This is a genomic window from Polaromonas sp. SP1 (assembly GCF_003711205.1).
Lineage (GTDB): Bacteria > Pseudomonadota > Gammaproteobacteria > Burkholderiales > Burkholderiaceae_C > Polaromonas.
This window is the reverse complement of record NZ_CP031013.1, coordinates 4,190,399-4,206,777: the sequence shown is the minus strand read 5'-3', so window position 1 is coordinate 4,206,777 and position 16,379 is coordinate 4,190,399. Positions and strand designations below refer to the sequence as shown.

The window sequence follows — 16,379 nt, the reverse complement described above, 5'->3', positions numbered from 1 at the left end:
CGATCTCTTTCCTGTAGAGATCAATTTACCCCGCCTTGCCTGGCGGAAATATGATCCCAACGCAAAGAGCCCGTGAAGTCTGTAACTTCACGGGCTCTTTGTTTTTTAACGTGCCGGGATCAGGATTTCAATAGTCGTCCAGCACTGCGCCCTTGCTGGCGCTGGATGCGTTGAACGCAAACTTGGCCTGCACGCCGCGGGTGTAACGCGGCGCGGGTGCTTTCCAGCCGACTTTGCGTTTTTCCAGTTCGGCGTCGCTGATGTTGAGTTGCAGCAGCAGCTGTTTCGAGTCGATGGTGATGGAGTCGCCCTCGTGGATGAAGGCGATGTTTCCGCCCGCTGCCGCCTCGGGCGCAACGTGGCCGACCACCATGCCCCAGGTGCCGCCGGAGAAACGCCCGTCGGTGATCAGGCCGACGCTTTCGCCCAGGCCGGCGCCAATCAGCGCGCCGGTGGGGGCCAGCATTTCAGGCATGCCGGGGCCGCCCTTGGGGCCGAGGTAACGCAGCACCATCACGTCGCCGGCCTTGATCTTGCCGGCCAGGATGGCGGCCAGCGCGGATTGCTCGTCATCGAACACGCGGGCCGGGCCGGTCATGACGGGGTTCTTCAGGCCGGTGATCTTGGCCACGCAGCCTTCGGGCGAAAGGTTGCCCTTCAGGATCGCCAGGTGGCCCTGTGCATACATGGGGTTGTTGATGGGGCGGATCACGTCCTGGTCGGCGCGCGGCACTTCGGGCACGTCCTTGAGCGTCTCGGCGATGGTCTGGCCCGAGATCGTCAGGCAGTCGCCGTGCAGCAGGCCGGCGGCCAGCAGCGTCTTCATCACTTGCGGAATGCCGCCTGCGCGGTGCAGGTCGACCGCGAGGTATTTGCCGGAGGGCTTGAGGTCGCAGAGCACCGGCGTGCGCTGGCGCACGCGCTCGAAATCGTCAATGCTCCATTCGACGCCCGCCGTGTGGGCGATGGCCAGGAAATGCAGCACGGCATTGGTGGAGCCGCCGGTGGCCATGATCACGGCCACGGCGTTTTCAATCGCCTTTTTGGTCACGATGTCGCGCGGCTTGATGTCCTTTTTGATGGCTTCGACGAGCACCTTGGCCGATTCTTTGGCCGAGTTCATTTTTTCGTCGTGCGGATTGGCCATGGTGCTGGAGTAGGGCAGCGAGATGCCCAGCGCTTCAAACGCGCTGGACATGGTGTTGGCCGTGTACATGCCGCCGCAGCTGCCGGTGCCCGGAATGGCGCGGCGCTCGATCTGCAGCAGGTCTTCGTCGCTCATGCGGCCGGCGGCGTTTTCGCCCACGGCTTCAAACACGCTGACGATGTTGAGGTCCTTGCCTTTGTAGCTGCCGGGCAGGATGGTGCCGCCGTACACGTAGATCGACGGCACGTTGGCGCGCAGCATGCCCATCAGACCGCCGGGCATGTTCTTGTCGCAGCCGCCGACGACGAGCACGCCGTCCATCCACTGGCCCTGCACGCAGGTTTCGATGCAGTCCGAGATCACTTCGCGGCTCACCAGCGAATACTTCATGCCTTCCGTGCCCATGGCCATGCCGTCGGAGATGGTCGGCGTGCCGAACACCTGCGCGTTGCCGCCGGCTTCTTCAATGCCGGCAATCGCCGCGTCGGCCAGCTTTTGCAGGCCGCTGTTGCAGGGCGTGATGGTGCTGTGGCCGTTGGCCACGCCGATCATCGGCTTCTTGAAGTCGTCCGCCTCGTAGCCCATGGCGTAGTACATGGAGCGGTTGGGCGCGCGCGATTTGCCTTCGGTGATGTTTTTGCTGCGCGGGTTGGCGACGATGTTGACGGTTTTGGTGGTCATGGGGTGTCTCGTGGGTGGGTTGTTTGCCGGGCATTGGCCCCGGCGGTCTTGTCGAAAAGCAGAGTATGCGTGCTTTGATTGATTCTTTCCAATCCATTATTTATGGTGTATTAATATGCCATGGATATGAGTGATGCGCTAAATTCCCGCAAGACCCCCTTGATCGAGCTTCGTTTGTGGCGCCAGTTTCTGGCCGTGGCCGAAGAGCTCCATTTCGGCCGCGCCGCCCAGCGCCTGAACATGACCCAACCGCCCCTGACCCAGGCCATTGCGCAACTGGAGCTGTTGCTGGAACTGCGGCTGTTTGACCGCACCAAGCGCAGCGTGCAGCTCACGGCCGCGGGCGCTGCCCTGGTGCCCGAGGCGCGCGACCTGCTCGCGCGCGCCCAGGCTTTGCCGGCTTACGCGCGCGCCAGCGCCGACGGCGAGGCCGGGCGCCTGCGGCTGGCCTTTGTCTCCACAGTGGGTTTTGACTTGTTGCCGCGCTGGGTGCGCGCCTTTCGCGAGCAATACCCCAAGGTGCAGCTTGAGCTGATCGAGGCAACGGGTGATGTGCAACTGCAGGCATTTGAGCGCGGCGAGATCGATGCGGGCTTCATGCTGCATTCACCAGGCTTCGCGCCGCCGGGCCTCGCATCCCGGCGCATCAGCCAGGAGCCGCTCCTGGTCGCGGTCCCCGAGCAAAGTGAACTCGCCAGCCAGACAGTGCTGTCTCTGAAGGATTTGCTGGAGCAGCAACTTGTGATCTTCCCGCGGCGCATCCTGCCTTCGCTTTACGACGCGATTTTTGCGATGTACCACGCGGCGGGCACGCTGCCGCGTGTGGCGCAGGAGGCCATCCAGATGCAGACCATCGTGAACCTGGTGTCGGCCGGGCTGGGTGTCGCCTGGGTGCCCGAAAGCGTGCGGCAGTTTCAGCGGCCTGGCGTGGTGTATCGCAGCGTGCCTGGCAGCAAGGCGGCGGCGGTGCCCGGCTGCGAAACCAGCCTGGTCTGGCCCGGCGCGAGCGCCAATCCGGCGCTGGCCCGCTTTCTGGCGTTTATCGGCGAATCATCCGGTTAAAGGCTTCTTCCTGCTCACGTTGCCGGCGGGCCGCCACAGCGCTTTGCTGTTGCTGCCTTTCAGCCGGCGAGAGCTCGCGCTGCTCCATGCGGCGCTGCGCGATTTCGCCCGGGCTGTTGCAGCGCGCGCCGCGGTTGGCTTCGCAATTGGCAATGATCTGCTTGTCGCTGGCAACGGGCGATGCGGGCGTTGACTTTCGCAGGCCGCCCAAGCCGGAAGGCACGGTCTGGCGCGAGCCGCCGGCGGATGCCTCGGCAGCGGCAGCCCGTGCGTTGGCTGCCGCGTTCTCGGCAGCCCAGTCTTTCGGCGCAGGCGCGGCGCCGCTGTTGCCGTAGAGCGCGCCCTGCTGGCCTTTGAACGGTGTGCCATCGGCCGGAGCCGCGGGCGCTGCCGGCGCCGCAGCGGCGGGTGCCCGCATGATGAGCTTTTCTTCCTTGCCGGCCTGGGATGCACAAGGCAGTTGTGAAAACACTTTTTTGCCGCCCGCATCCACGCATTGGTAGACCTGCGCCGCAGCCTGTTGCAGGAAGAGGAGGCCCAGCAGGCCGGTGAAAAGGACGGGGCGGAAAGCGTGGCGCATGGTGGCTCCGGGTGGGCGTTGGCCGCAGTCTAATCCAGCGCGGCCCGGGCGGCATCAGGCTGGGCGGGCGCTGCGTTAGCCGATAAGCGGCGACCTGCCAGAAGCAGGTAATTTTATGAATCAAATCGGGCTCCAGCCCAATACCCATCTTAGTAAGTTGCTATTAAATTGATAGCGACCGCAACCGTAACGGGCCGCACCATCAGCAAGCCCGGACGAGGTGTGACGCTGTGTGCGTAAGCCCCTTCCTACGGCCAGCCTCAGGGGCTGCGTGCAAAATACCCGCCATGCTTATCCATCCCCAAATCAATCCGGTCGCACTTCAGCTCGGCCCTGTCGGCATCCACTGGTACGGCCTGACTTATCTGGCGGCTTTCGGCCTCTTTTTCTTCCTGGCAACACGGCGCCTTCGCCATGAGCCCTTTGCGTCCATCACCGGCCCGGGCGCCTGGTCGCGCAAGGACATTGAAGACATCCTCTTCCTGGGGGTCATGGGCGTGGTGATCGGTGGCCGGCTCGGCTACTGCCTTTTTTACAAACCCGGCTACTACCTTACGCACCCGCTGGAGATCTTTTTTGTCTGGCAAGGCGGCATGAGTTTTCATGGCGGCATGCTGGGCGTGCTGGTGTCGCAGTGGTGGTTTGCGCGCTCCCGCCAGCGGCCCTGGCTGCAGGTGATGGATTTTGTGGCGCCTTGCGTGCCGACGGGGCTCGCGGCGGGGCGTGTCGGCAACTTTATCAACGGCGAGCTCTGGGGGCGCTTCAGCGACCCGGCTCTGCCCTGGGGCATGGTGTTCCCGCACAGCGGCTCCATGCAGCCGCGCCATCCCTCGCAGGTTTACCAGTTCCTGATGGAAGGGCTGCTGCTGTTTGTGTTGCTGTGGCTGTATGCACGCAAGCCGCGCAAGACGGGCCAGGTTTCGGGCGCCTTCCTGCTGGGTTATGGCGTGTTCCGCTTTATTGCCGAGTTCTTCCGCGAGCCGGACGAGTTCCTCGGCATCCTCGCCCTGGGCATGAGCATGGGGCAGTGGCTGTGCATCCCGATGATCGCGGGCGGCGCCTGGCTCTGGGTTTGGGCTTCAAAACGCGCCTAGCCCATACGGTACCTTGGTATTTCGCTATCTATTTGATAGCGTTTGGGGTTTCCTGCAGCCAGTTCCCGGGTTGCACAGGGCCTGATCAGTGGATGGCTCAGGCGCCGTGACAAGTGCCCTGAGCCAGCCGAACTGCGGAGGCCGGCCTCGGGCAGGCGCGGCCCGCGGTCCCCGCTACGGGTTTATCCCTGTCGTTTTCAGGCACAGGCCTCTTGATTGAATGGTTCGGTGTTCTCATAATTACACGTAATTATTTGAAATTATGGGTCGGATCAAGCCGCAAACACCTGCACTGCAATTGGCAATTGGCTATCGGGTTTCCCGGTAATGGGGTTGCCAGCCATGGGCTTTCAGTGATGGGGTTTCCAGCGATTGGGTTTCCGGCTGCCGGGTCCCGCTTTTCGGTCATTGGGGTTTAGCAATCAGCCGCCGCTTCAGCGGCTCGTGTCCATCAAAAGGTCGTGCCATGCGTCTTGTCCAGAGTTCGTTGCACCAGGAAGTCGCCGACACCCTGCGCGAGCAGATCTTCGCGGGCCAGCTGGCGCCCGGCAGCTTCCTGGACGAAGTGGCCTTGTGCGAACGGCTGGAAATCTCCCGCACGCCGCTGCGCGAGGCCCTGAAGGTGCTGACGTCCGAGGGGCTGCTGCGCCACGAGCCGCGGCGCGGCTGCTTTGTCAACGAGGTGACGGAGAAAGACCTGGACGACATCTTCCCGGTGATTGCGCTGCTGGAAGGGCGCTGCGCCTATGAGGCCGCCCGCAACGCCACCGACGCCGACCTGGTGGCGCTGACCAACCTGCATGAGCGCCTGAACAGCCACGCCAGCGCCGGCCGCATCAACGACTACTACGCCACCAACTTCGCCATCCACGAGGCCATCATCATGCTGGCCGACAACCGCTGGCTGGCGCAGGCCATCGCCGACCTGCGCAAGATCCTGAAGCTGGCGCGGCTGCAGCAGCTGCACGCGCCGGGCCGACTGGCGCAAAGCCTGTCGGAACACATGACGGTGTTTGCCGCCCTGAAAAGCCGCGACAGCGAAGGCGCCGAAGCCGCCATGCGCACCCACCTCACGCGCCAGCGCGAGGCGCTGCGCGACCTGGCCCGCAACCAACGCACGCGGGTGGCCTCATGAGCGCCGCCGAATGGCTCAGCCGCAATGTCTCGCGATTCACGGCCGGCGAGAAAATTTCATCAGAAAAAACGGCTGCAGCCAATACGGAGCCTGCGCAGGCAGCTACAAAAAAGATAGCAACGGGCGCCGGGCTGCCGGTGCGCAGCACGCATGAAAGGCTGCAGGCCACGCTGAGCCAGAAAGACGAAGCGCTGTCGCCGCGCGTATTGCGCCGCACCTTGCAGGAGTTGCAGGCCATCATCGACCCGCGCGTGAGCGAGGTCGAAGGCGGGCGCCGCGCCATGGAGATTGCGGCCTGGTATGAGGGCGCCACGCCTGCGCGCCGCCGCGACTTGTGGATGCTGATGAGCGAGCAGTTCGTCGCCAACCCGCAAAAGGTCAAGGCCGCGCAGGCGCAGTTTGCCGCGGCGGTCGGCACGCCTGAAGAAGCCGTGGCCGAAGTGCGCTACCGCCGCGCCACGGTGTCGCCGCGCCGGCGTTTGCTGCAGCGCTTCAGCGTCTACCCGGGCGGCATCCAGTTCCTGGTCGACATGCGCGCCGACATGCAGCCCAGCCTGAAGGCCGACAAGCGCCTGCTGGCGCTCGACGTCGAGATGGAATACATGTTCTCCACCTGGTTCGACGTCGGCTTCCTCGACCTGCGCCGCATCACCTGGGACTCACCGGCCTCGCTGATTGAAAAACTCATCAAGTACGAAGCCGTGCACGACATCAAGGGCTGGGCCGATGTGAAGAACCGCCTCGACAGCGACCGGCGCTGCTACGGTTTCTTTCACCCGCGCCTTCCTGAGGTGCCGCTGATCTTTGTGGAAGTCGCCATGGTCGAGCAGATCGCCGGCGACATCATGCCGCTGCTTGACGAACTGGCCGCGCCGTCGGACCTGAGCCGCGCCACCACGGCGATTTTTTATTCCATCAGCAACACGCAATCCGGCCTGCGCGGCGTGAGTTTTGGCGACTCGCTGATCAAGCGCGTTGTTGAAACGCTCAAGGAAGAATTTCCCAAGCTCAAGACCTTTGCCACGCTCTCGCCGATCCCCGGCTTTCGCAGCTGGCTGGGCAAGAATGCCGGCGCGATGCTGCAAAAGCTGGGCGAAAAAGACCTCACGGCGCTGGGCCGGGCCGTCGGCTTTGAGCCGCCCGCTGCCGGGCACTTTCTCTCCGCGATTGAAGACCCGCTGTCGCTGGGCGACAAATCCCCGGTGCGCAAAACGCTGCTGCAGTTTGCGGCGCACTATCTGGGCCGGGCGATGGAGGAGGGCAAGCCGCTGGACCCGGTCGCGCGATTCCACCTGGGCAACGGCGCACGCATCGAGCGCATCAACTGGGCCGGCGACCCCACGCCCAAGGGCCTGAAGCAGTCCTACGGCCTGATGGTGAATTACCTTTACGACCTGAAGCGCCTGGACCGGCATCGCGCGCGTCTCGCACAGGGGGAAATCCCCGTATCAGGCGACATCGAAGATTTGTACATTTGAATGTGTACTTAGGATTGCCCTGGGCTTCAGCAGATTTGCATTGGCTGTGACCCACGGGCGCTTTTTTTTGACGTGGTTTATTTTTTGAGTTCAACAACGACAGGAGACAAAGATGACATTCAATTTTGAAGCCCGCGGTTCCCGGCGCGATGTCTTGCGCGCCGCGGCGGCCGGTGCAGCGACGATTTCGTTCGGCAGCTACGCCCAGTCGGCCTGGCCCACCAAGCCGGTGACGATGATCGTGCCCTTCCCGGCCGGTGGCGGCACCGACGCGTTTGCGCGGCCTTTGTCGGCCCAGTTCGCCAAGCTCACGGGCAAGCAGCTCATCATCGACAACCGCGGCGGCGCCGGCGGCACGCTGGGCGCCAGCATCGCCGCCAAGGCGCAGCCCGACGGCTACACGCTCTTCATGGGCGCGGTGCACCACACCATTGCGCCGTCGATGTACCCCAAGCTGGACTACGACATCGAGAAAGACTTTTTGCCCATGGCGCTGATGGCCAACGTGCCGCAGGTGCTGGTGGTCAACCCGCGCGCCATGCCCTTTGCCGACTTCAAGGCCTTCATCGAGGCCGTGCGCAAGGCGCCGGGCAAATACAACTACGGCTCGGCCGGCGCCGGCACATCGCACCACCTGGCCGGCGAGTTGTTCAAGCAGCAGACCAAGACCTTCATCACGCACATTCCTTATCGCGGTGCGGGCCCGGCCCTGCAGGATCTGATCTCCGGCAACGTCGACATGATGTTTGACGGCCTGGGTTCATCTGCCGCCCACATCAAGGGTGGCCGCATCAAGGCGCTGATGGTGGCCGGCGCCAAACGCAACCCCGCCTTCCCCGACGTGCCGTGCGCCGCCGAGCTCGGCCTGCCCGATTACACCGTGACCACCTGGTACGGCGTATGGGCGCCCAAGGGCACACCGGCCGACGTGCAGGCGCGCATCGTGGAAGACCTGCGCAAGGCTTCTGCCTCGGATGAGCTCAAGGCCATCTGGGCCAACAACGGCGCCGACTTCGGCAACCTCACGCCGCAGCAGTTCGGCACCTTTGTCAGCAATGAAGTCAAACGCTGGTCGGCCGTGGTGAAGGCCTCGGGCGCCAAACTCGAATGACCGCTTGATGACCGGAGCCGTCTTACTCGAGGTGAAAGGGCCTGTTGCCTTCGTCACCTTGTCCCATCCCGGCAAGCTCAACGCCATGTCCCGCGCCATGTGGCGCGAGCTGCGTGCGGTGTTTGGAAGCATCCAGCACAACGCGGCCTTGCGCTGCGTGCTGGTGCGGGGTGAGGGCGGGCACTTCTGTGCGGGCGGCGATATTTCCGAGTACGCCGGCTTCCGGTTTGAAGAAAGCGCCCTGCGTGAGTTTCACGAGGGCGATGTCTGGGGCGGCCTCAAGGCCATGCTGGACTGCGATGTGCCCCTCGTCGCGCAGGTCGAAGGCAATTGCATGGGCGCCGGAATGGAGATTGCCAGCTGCTGCGACATTCGCGTCGCGGCCGACACGGCGAAGTTTGGCGCGCCCATCGCAAAGCTGGGTTTTCCGATGGCGCCGCGCGAGGCCGCGCTGGTGATGCGCGCTGCGGGCGAGCTGACCGCGCGGGAGATGCTGCTGTCGGCCGCCGTGCTCGGCGCGGCCGAGATGAAGCAGCGAGGCTTCCTCAACCAGGCAGTACCGGCGGCTGAAGCCGCCGCTGCCGCGATGGCCTATGTAGACCGCTGCGCCACGCTGGCGCCGGGCGCCGCACGCCTGAATAAACAGGCATTTCGGGCTCTAGCCCAGGACCCTATTGGGCATGCAGCTACTGATTTGATAGCAAGCACACTGACAGACGCCTACCGCTACGCCGCGTCGCCCGAGCACCGGGAAGGCGTGACAGCCTTTACTGAAAAACGCCAGCCCCGGTTTGACAACCCGGCCGCCGGCCTCCCATCACCATCGACAGCCTGACCCATGAAAAACCACAACCTGTTTGCGGCGCTGCGAGCCGCCTTTCCCGCCTCGCTCGACGAGGTCGCCGTCGAAACCGACACCGGCCTGAATTACTCCTGGCGCGACCTGGAACGCGGCACCGCGATGATGGCCAACCTGCTGGCCTCGCTGGGCCTGCCTGAAGGCGCCAGGGTGGCCGTGCAGGTTGAAAAGTCCGTTGAAGCGATGATGCTTTACCTGGCGACCTTGCGCGCGGGCTACGTCTTTTTGCCGCTCAACACCGCCTACCAAAGCGCCGAGATCGAATACTTCATCGGCAACGCCGAGCCTTCGGTGATGGTGTGCAGCAGCAAAAACTTCGGCTGGGTGAGCAAGATCGCCTTCAAGGCCGGCACACAAAACGTTTTCACGCTGGACGACGACCGCACCGGCTCTTTGCTGGACCGCGCCGCGCATTGCAGCGACAAGCACGAGGCGGTGGCGCGCAAGGCGGACGACCTCGCCGCCATCCTCTACACCAGCGGCACCACCGGCCGCAGCAAGGGCGCCATGCTGACGCACGGCAACATGCTGAGCAATGCGCTGGTGCTGAAAGACGCCTGGGGCTGGAAGCAAGGCGACGTGCTGATCCATGCCTTGCCGATCTTTCACGTGCACGGCCTTTTTGTGGCCATTCACGGCGCGCTGATCAACGGCAGCAAGATGATCTGGCTGGCCAAGTTTGACCCCAAGCTCGTCGTGAAAAAACTGCCGGAAGCCACGGTCTTCATGGGCGTGCCCACGCTGTATGTGCGCCTGCTGGCCGAGGCGGGCCTCACGCGCGAGGCCTGCCGCAACATGCGCCTCTTTGTGGCCGGGTCTGCGCCCCTGCTGATCGAGACCTTCAACGAATGGAAAGCGCGCACCGGCCACACTATCCTGGAGCGCTACGGCATGTCGGAAACCGTCATGCTCACCTCCAACCCGTATGAAGGCGCCGAGCGGCGCGGCGGCACCGTCGGCTTTGCGCTGCCGGGTGTCAGCCTGCGTGTGCAGGACGATGGCGGGCAGTCGCTGCCGGCCGGCGAGATCGGCGGCATCCAGGTCAAGGGCCCGAACATCTTCAAGGGCTACTGGCGCATGCCCGAGAAGACCAAAGAAGAGTTCACCGCAGACGGCTACTTCAAGACCGGCGATGTCGGCAAGGTCGACGAGCGCGGCTACATCGTCATCGTGGGCCGCAGCAAGGACCTCATCATCAGCGGCGGCTACAACGTCTACCCGGCAGAGATTGAGGGCTACATCAACGACATGCCGGGCGTGGCCGAGAGCGCGCTGGTCGGCGTGCCGCACCCGGACTTCGGCGAGGTCGGCGTGGCCGTCGTGATCGCCAAGCCGGGCGTTGCGCTGGAAGGCGGCCGGATTGTGGGCGAGCTGAAGTCGAAGCTGGCCAACTTCAAGATTCCCAAGCAGTGTTTTGTCGTCAATGAACTGCCGCGCAACACCATGGGCAAGGTGCAAAAGAACCTGCTGCGCGAGCAGTACAAAGACTTGTTCAGCCGGGCCGCAGCTTAAGGCGCGAAGTCGTCGACCTGGATCACCTTGTCGGCGGCGCGCAGGTAGGCCAGCGCCAGCTCAGGCCGGCTTGAGGCTTGCGCGGCGCGCTCCATCGACTGGTTGCTGCGCACGACCTTGTTGAGCGCTACGGTGTCTTCCCCGAGCTGAGTCGCCAGATCAAGCGCATCCATCAGGTCGCGCAGCCCGCCGCTGCTTGGCGTCGCCAGGTCAGGGCACAGGCGCTTCACCACAGCAGGGTTGGTTCGCAGCAGCTTGGCGAGCTCCAGCAGCTGAGCGTCCCGAAGCGGCGCCAGGCGCGTGCTGCGGTTGAGCACCATCGCGCCCACCACCCGGCGCAGCGGCGACGGGAAGTTGGCATACAGCGCTTCGAGCGCATCGCCGGCCTGGTCAAGCTGCATGCGGATGGCGGCGCGCGCCACCGGCAGCATGGCGGCGTCTTTTTCAAACGCATAACGCCACAGGCTGGCACTGGCCATGTAAAGGTGGGCCAGCACATCGCCCAGCCGTGCCGACAGCAGCTCCATGCGCTTGAGCTTGCCGCCCAGCAGGCCCATGGCCAGGTCGCAGGTGAGTGCGTACTGGCTGCTCAGGCGGTCGACCAGCCGGGCTTCTTTTTCAAGACCCTCGGGCGGTGTGCCTTGCAGCGGCGCGCCGGCGATGCTGCGCCAGAAGTTGCGCAGCACATGGCCGCCGTGGCCGATCAGCGCTTCGCCCAATGCTTCTGCGTTGTTGTCACGCACGGCTTCCATTTCTTTCATCACGTAGGGGTGGCAGCGCACCGCACCCTGGCCAAAAATGATCAATGAGCGGGTGAGGATGTTGGCGCCCTCGACCGTGATGGCGATGGGCGCGCCGCGGTAGGCGACCGACAGCAGGTTGGACGGGCCCTGGATGATGCCTTTGCCGCCCAGGATGTCCATGCCGTGGTTGACGGCGCGCCGGCCGGCCTCGGTCAGGTGCACTTTCAGGATGGCGCTGGCCACGCTGGGCTGCTCGCCTTTGTCGAGCACCGCCGCGGTGTAGCGGCGTGCGGCATCGGTTGCATAGAGTTCGCACGCCATTTCGGCAATGACGCCGGCAATCGCGTCAAAGCGGCCAATGGGCAGGCCGAACTGCTCACGCACCTGGCCGTAGCCATTGGCGACGAAAAGAGAGGTTTGCTGCATGGCCGAGCCCAGCGCCGGCAAGGAGATGGCGCGCCCCGCGGCCAGGCATTCCATCAGCATGCGCCAGCCCTGGCCGACCTGCTGCTCGCCGCCGATGACCCAGTCCATGTGGATAAACACCTCGCGGCCTTCAATGGGGCCGTTCATGAAGGCGGCGTCCATGGGCCGGTGCCGCCGGCCGATCTGCATGCCGGCTTGCGGTACGGGGATCAGCGCGCAGGTGATGCCCAGGTTGCGCTGGCCATCGGGCAGGGTTTCGTCAACGGCGTTGAAGGCCAGGCCGACCACAGTGGCAACCGGCGCCAAGGTGATGTAGCGCTTGGAGAAGTTGACACTGAAGCCGCGCACCATGACACCGTCGATTTCGCGCTCGGTGAGCACGCCGCGGTCGGGAATGGACGCGGCATCGGAGCCGGCATACGGCGAGGTCAGCCCGAAGCAGGGCAGGTCGCGGCCGTCGGCCAGGCGCGGCAGGTAGTGCTGCTTTTGGGCTGTGGTGCCGTAGCGCAGCAGCAGTTCGGCCGGGCCCAGGGAGTTGGGCACCATCACCGTAACGGCGGCTGAAATGTTGAGGGTGGCGATGCGCGTCACCACGGTGGCGTGGGCGTAATGGCTGAAGCCGAGCCCGCCCCATTCCTCAGGAATGATCATCCCGAAGAAGCGCTTGTCGCGCATGAAAGCCCATACCTCGGGCGGCAGGTCGCCGGCCTGGTCGATGGCGAAATCGTCCAGCAGGGCGCACAGCGCGCCGACTTCGTTGGCAAGGAAAGCCTGCTCCCTGGCGGTGAGCACATTGGGCCCGGCGGCCAGCAGCGCATCAAAATCGGGCGTTCCCGAGAACAGCCGGCCTTCAAACCCGACCGTGCCGGCTTCGAGGGCGGCCCGTTCGGTATCGCCCATGGCGGGCAGCGCACGGGCAAAGGGTTTCATGGCGGCCTGGCCTAGCCATTGGGCAAATCCCATGGTTTCTCCTGAGCTGAAACGAATGAAGGCTCCAGCGTAGGCGGCTCAACTCCCTCTGTCAGCGGCCTTGCGGCGTGTCCTGCTGTAGGCAAATTTGCCACATTGCCGGACAGGCGCCTGACTCAGGCATCCGGGGGTGGATAAAAAGCCCCCTCGACGTGAGCCCTCTTATACAATTGCTCCGGTCTGATTTTTGCTTGTATTTTTGAGTGTGTTTCCTGGTTTCACTTCCAAGTTTTAAGAGGAGTTGCGGACATTATGAAAAAGCATCTTGGCTATCTGGCGATTTCAACCATCCTGGCAGCCGTGCTTGCCGGTTGCGGCAAAAAAGACGAGGCGCCTGTCGCTGCCACGCCGGCCCCCGCAGCCAGCGCACCGGCCGCGGCCCCCGCCGAAGAAAAGGTGCTCAATGTCTACAACTGGCCTGACTATGTCGCCAAGGACATGATCGCCAACTTCGAAAAAGAAACCGGCATCAAGGTCAACTACCAGACCTTTGAAAACAACGAAGCCCTGCACGCCAAGCTGGTCGCAGGCAACACCGGCTACGACATCGTGGTGCCGGGCGCCGTGTTCGCCAAGCCGCAAATCGACGGCGGCCTGCTCGCCAAGCTCGACAAGTCCAAGGTCGCCAACTACAGCAACCTCGACCCCGCCATCATGGAAAAGCTGGGCACCATCGACCCGGGCAATGCCTACCTCGTTCCCTGGGCCTGGAGCTTCACCACCGTCGGCATCAACAAGGCCAAGGTGACCAAGGCGCTGGGCTCCACCCCCATGCCTGAAAACGCCTGGGACCTGGTGTTCAACCCGGTCTACACCGCCAAGCTCAAGTCCTGCGGCATTGCCTACCTGGATTCGCCGACCGAAGTGCTGCCACCGGCCATGCACTACCTGGGCAAAAACGCCTACTCCAACGACCCGGCCGACCACAAGGCCGCCGCCGAGATGCTGGCCAAGGTGCGCCCGCACATCCGCATGTTCTCCAGCACCATGATTGACGACCTGGCCGGCGGCAAGGCCTGCGTGGCGCTGGCCTGGGCTGGCGACATCAACATCGCCCGCGGCCGTGCGCTTGAGAACAAGAGCGGCAACGACGTTGAAGCCCTGCTGCCCAGCACCGGCGGCCTGATCTTCTTTGACACCCTGGCCATTCCGAAGGATGCCAAGCACCCGAACAACGCGCTGGCCTTCATCAACTACTCGCTGCGCCCGGACGTCTCCGCGTCGCTCACCAACGAGTTGGGATACGCCACCGCCAACAAGGCCAGCCTCGCCAATGTCAAACCTGAAATCGCGCAAGACAAGGCCGTCTTTCCCGATGCGGACAACCTGAAGAAGATGGTGTCCCCGGCCAGCTTCAGCAACGAGGCGCGCGAGTCCATGAGCAATGTGTTCACCGCCTTCAAAAAAGGCAAGTGACGTTTTACTGATCTCTGGCAAGCGCTGATTTCAGTGTGACCCCGGCTGTGCATGCAATGCGTTGTGTGCGCAGCTTTTTTCTTGGTGAGAACCCCTGTTCATGAACCTACCCCTCTCGGCCGGCGACGGATTTTTGCGGACAAACCAGCTGGTCAAGCGTTTTGATGCCGTGGCGGCGGTCGACGACGTGTCCCTGTCCATTCACAAGGGCGAAATCTTCGCGCTGCTCGGCAGTTCCGGTTGCGGCAAGTCGACCTTGCTGCGCATGCTGGCGGGATTTGAGAAACCCACCGAAGGTTCGGTGATCCTGGATGGTGTGGACATCGCGTCCTTTCCGCCCTACGAACGGCCCATCAACATGATGTTCCAGTCGTATGCGCTGTTTCCCCACCTGACCGTCTGGGACAACATCGCCTTCGGCCTCAAGCGCGAAGGCATGCCGAAGGGCGAGATCGAGGCGCGTGTGCAGGAGATGCTCAAGCTGGTCCAGCTGGAGACATTCGCCAAACGCAAGCCGCACCAGCTGTCGGGCGGTCAGCAGCAGCGTGTGGCGCTGGCGCGCAGCCTGGCCAAGCGGCCGCAGTTGCTGCTGCTCGATGAGCCGCTGGGCGCGCTCGACAAAAAGCTGCGCGAACGCACGCAGTTTGAGCTGGTCAACATCCTTGAATCCGTCGGCGTGACGTGCGTGATGGTGACGCACGACCAGGAAGAGGCCATGGCCATGGCGTCGCGTATTGCCGTGATGAGCCACGGCCGCGTGCTCCAGGTGGGCACGCCCAAGGAAGTCTACGAACACCCCAACTGCCGCTTTGTGGCCGACTTCATCGGCAACGTCAATATGTTTGAAGGCGAGCTCACGGTGGACGAAGCGGACCGCTGCGAGGTCACGACGGAGCAGGGCATTGTGAACGTGGGCCACGGCATCAGCGGAACGCTGGGTATGTCGGTGGCCATCGCGGTGCGGCCCGAAAAGATCCATATCGCCAAGACCCGGCCGGACGTGAACGTCAATCTTTTCACCGGCAAGGTGCGGGAGATCGCCTACTTCGGCAGCTACAACACTTTCATCGTGGAAATGCCCAATGGCCGCCGGGTGAAGATCACCGAGACCAACACCACGCGCCACGAAAGCTCCCTGATCACCTGGGAAGACGCGGTGTTTTTCTGGTGGGACGATTCGGCGCCCGTGGTGCTGACCCAATAAGCCGCGGCAACATACGGCGATGAAAATCCCTTCCTGGCTTCAACTCAACCTGGGGCGGCGCTTCGTGATCGGCGTGCCCTATGCATGGCTGCTGCTGTTCTTTGTGCTGCCTTTCCTGATCCTCCTGCGCATCAGCGTGACGGACATGGGCAACGGCGTGGACCCCTTTGCCCCGCTGATCGAGACGGTAGAAGGTTCGTGGCACGTCATGCTGCGCTATAACAACTACGCGTCGATCTTCATCGACAGCGCAGCCGATGCGGTGGGCGGCTTCGGCAACACCATTTACATGGAGGCCTACAAGACCTCGCTCAAGTACGCCGTGCTCACCACGCTGTCGTGCCTGGTGATCGGCTACCCCTTTGCCTACTTCATCGCCCGTTCGCGTCCCGCGATTCGCCCGGCCTTGCTGATGCTGGTGATGCTGCCGTTCTGGACGTCCTTCCTGCTGCGCGTATACGCCTGGAAGGGCATCCTGGCCGACCAGGGCGTGCTCAACAACCTGCTGATCTCGCTGGGCATCATCCAGGAGCCGATGGTGATGCTCTACACCGATGTGTCCATGCTGGTGGGTATGACGTACGTGTATTGCCCTTTCATGATCCTGCCGCTGTATGCCAACCTGGTGAAGATGGACTTCCGCCTGCTGGAGGCCGCCCACGACCTGGGCGCCAGCGCCTGGAAAGCCTTCTGGCTGATCACCGTGCCGCTCAGCAAATCGGGCATCGTGGCCGGCTCCATGCTGGTGTTCATCCCCAGCGTCGGTGAGTTCGTGATTCCTTCGTTGCTCGGCGGCGCTGAAAACATCATGATCGGACGCGTGGTGTGGGACGAGATGTTCAGCAGCAACAACTGGCCGCGCGCGTCGGCGCTGGCGGTCGTGATGATTTTGCTGATCCTGGTACCGCTGGCGTTTTATTACCGCTCCAGCAGCGACCGCGACGCGCAAGGACGGCACTGAC

At 63.6% G+C, this 16,379-nt stretch carries 13 protein-coding genes; 10 read left to right on the top strand and 3 right to left on the bottom strand.

From position 1 onward, the window contains the following. Nucleotides 1–127 precede the first annotated feature (127 nt). Nucleotides 128–1,828 (bottom strand): dihydroxy-acid dehydratase, encoded by a 1,701-nt coding sequence (ilvD, locus tag DT070_RS19780; protein ID WP_122956941.1) that lies wholly within the window; start codon nucleotides 1,826–1,828, stop codon nucleotides 128–130. 126 nt (nucleotides 1,829–1,954) lie between these two features. On the opposite strand from ilvD, the gene DT070_RS19775 reads away from it, so the two are divergent. Then, nucleotides 1,955–2,890, top strand: coding sequence for a LysR family transcriptional regulator (locus DT070_RS19775; RefSeq protein ID WP_122956940.1), 936 nt, complete (start codon nucleotides 1,955–1,957; stop codon nucleotides 2,888–2,890). On the opposite strand, the gene DT070_RS19770 is transcribed toward DT070_RS19775, so the two are convergent. After that, entirely contained in the window at nucleotides 2,868–3,470 is a 603-nt protein-coding gene (locus DT070_RS19770) for a DUF4124 domain-containing protein (RefSeq protein WP_122956939.1), read from the bottom strand. The two genes, DT070_RS19775 and DT070_RS19770, sit on opposite strands and share 23 nt — an antisense overlap. A gap of 287 nt (nucleotides 3,471–3,757) precedes the next feature. On the opposite strand from DT070_RS19770, the gene lgt reads away from it, so the two are divergent. From lgt to DT070_RS19740, 6 genes are all read left to right on the top strand, one after another. Then, entirely contained in the window at nucleotides 3,758–4,564 is an 807-nt protein-coding gene (gene lgt / locus DT070_RS19765) for a prolipoprotein diacylglyceryl transferase (protein ID WP_122956938.1), read from the top strand. A gap of 466 nt (nucleotides 4,565–5,030) precedes the next feature. Beyond that, nucleotides 5,031–5,699 (top strand): GntR family transcriptional regulator, encoded by a 669-nt coding sequence (locus DT070_RS19760; protein WP_122956937.1) that lies wholly within the window; start codon nucleotides 5,031–5,033, stop codon nucleotides 5,697–5,699. Next, nucleotides 5,696–7,177, top strand: coding sequence for a malonyl-CoA decarboxylase domain-containing protein (locus tag DT070_RS19755; protein ID WP_122956936.1), 1,482 nt, complete (start codon nucleotides 5,696–5,698; stop codon nucleotides 7,175–7,177). Before DT070_RS19760 ends, DT070_RS19755 begins: the two co-directional genes overlap by 4 nt. A 112-nt stretch (nucleotides 7,178–7,289) precedes the next feature. Then, nucleotides 7,290–8,288, top strand: a complete 999-nt coding sequence (locus tag DT070_RS19750; RefSeq protein ID WP_122956935.1) for a tripartite tricarboxylate transporter substrate binding protein — start codon at nucleotides 7,290–7,292, stop codon at nucleotides 8,286–8,288. Between the two features lie 7 nt (nucleotides 8,289–8,295). Further along, nucleotides 8,296–9,123, top strand: coding sequence for an enoyl-CoA hydratase/isomerase family protein (locus DT070_RS19745; RefSeq protein WP_122956934.1), 828 nt, complete (start codon nucleotides 8,296–8,298; stop codon nucleotides 9,121–9,123). A gap of 3 nt (nucleotides 9,124–9,126) precedes the next feature. After that, a complete protein-coding gene (locus DT070_RS19740; protein ID WP_122956933.1) occupies nucleotides 9,127–10,659 on the top strand; it encodes a malonyl-CoA synthase in 1,533 nt (510 codons plus the stop codon). Here DT070_RS19740 and DT070_RS19735 read toward each other — a convergent pair. After that, nucleotides 10,656–12,791 (bottom strand): acyl-CoA dehydrogenase, encoded by a 2,136-nt coding sequence (locus DT070_RS19735; RefSeq protein WP_122956932.1) that lies wholly within the window; start codon nucleotides 12,789–12,791, stop codon nucleotides 10,656–10,658. The two genes, DT070_RS19740 and DT070_RS19735, sit on opposite strands and share 4 nt — an antisense overlap. Before the next feature lie 258 nt (nucleotides 12,792–13,049). Between DT070_RS19735 and DT070_RS19730 the strand changes: the two genes are divergently transcribed. The 3 genes from DT070_RS19730 to DT070_RS19720 all read left to right on the top strand — a co-directional run bounded on the left by DT070_RS19730 (nucleotide 13,050) and on the right by DT070_RS19720 (nucleotide 16,378). Further along, a complete protein-coding gene (locus DT070_RS19730; protein ID WP_122956931.1) occupies nucleotides 13,050–14,213 on the top strand; it encodes an extracellular solute-binding protein in 1,164 nt (387 codons plus the stop codon). A 100-nt stretch (nucleotides 14,214–14,313) separates the two neighbouring features. Beyond that, nucleotides 14,314–15,417 carry an ABC transporter ATP-binding protein gene (locus DT070_RS19725; protein ID WP_122956930.1) on the top strand — a complete coding sequence of 368 codons (1,104 nt, stop codon included), beginning with the start codon at nucleotides 14,314–14,316 and terminating at the stop codon, nucleotides 15,415–15,417. Between the two features lie 19 nt (nucleotides 15,418–15,436). Beyond that, nucleotides 15,437–16,378, top strand: coding sequence for an ABC transporter permease (locus DT070_RS19720; RefSeq protein WP_122956929.1), 942 nt, complete (start codon nucleotides 15,437–15,439; stop codon nucleotides 16,376–16,378). The last annotated feature ends 1 nt before the right edge of the window (nucleotide 16,379 follow it).

Bases quoted from the DNA above. Each gene is read 5' to 3' on its own strand.
- DT070_RS19735 (WP_122956932.1), bottom strand. From the start codon at position 12,791: ATGGGATTTGCCCAATGGCTAGGCCAGGCCGCCATGAAACCCTTTGCC.
- lgt (WP_122956938.1), top strand. From the start codon at position 3,758: ATGCTTATCCATCCCCAAATCAATCCGGTCGCACTTCAGCTCGGCCCT.
- DT070_RS19725 (WP_122956930.1), top strand. From the start codon at position 14,314: ATGAACCTACCCCTCTCGGCCGGCGACGGATTTTTGCGGACAAACCAG.
- DT070_RS19730 (WP_122956931.1), top strand. From the start codon at position 13,050: ATGAAAAAGCATCTTGGCTATCTGGCGATTTCAACCATCCTGGCAGCC.
- ilvD (WP_122956941.1), bottom strand. From the start codon at position 1,828: ATGACCACCAAAACCGTCAACATCGTCGCCAACCCGCGCAGCAAAAAC.
- DT070_RS19750 (WP_122956935.1), top strand. From the start codon at position 7,290: ATGACATTCAATTTTGAAGCCCGCGGTTCCCGGCGCGATGTCTTGCGC.
- DT070_RS19770 (WP_122956939.1), bottom strand. From the start codon at position 3,470: ATGCGCCACGCTTTCCGCCCCGTCCTTTTCACCGGCCTGCTGGGCCTC.
- DT070_RS19740 (WP_122956933.1), top strand. From the start codon at position 9,127: ATGAAAAACCACAACCTGTTTGCGGCGCTGCGAGCCGCCTTTCCCGCC.
- DT070_RS19745 (WP_122956934.1), top strand. From the start codon at position 8,296: ATGACCGGAGCCGTCTTACTCGAGGTGAAAGGGCCTGTTGCCTTCGTC.
- DT070_RS19720 (WP_122956929.1), top strand. From the start codon at position 15,437: ATGAAAATCCCTTCCTGGCTTCAACTCAACCTGGGGCGGCGCTTCGTG.
- DT070_RS19755 (WP_122956936.1), top strand. From the start codon at position 5,696: ATGAGCGCCGCCGAATGGCTCAGCCGCAATGTCTCGCGATTCACGGCC.
- DT070_RS19775 (WP_122956940.1), top strand. From the start codon at position 1,955: ATGAGTGATGCGCTAAATTCCCGCAAGACCCCCTTGATCGAGCTTCGT.
- DT070_RS19760 (WP_122956937.1), top strand. From the start codon at position 5,031: ATGCGTCTTGTCCAGAGTTCGTTGCACCAGGAAGTCGCCGACACCCTG.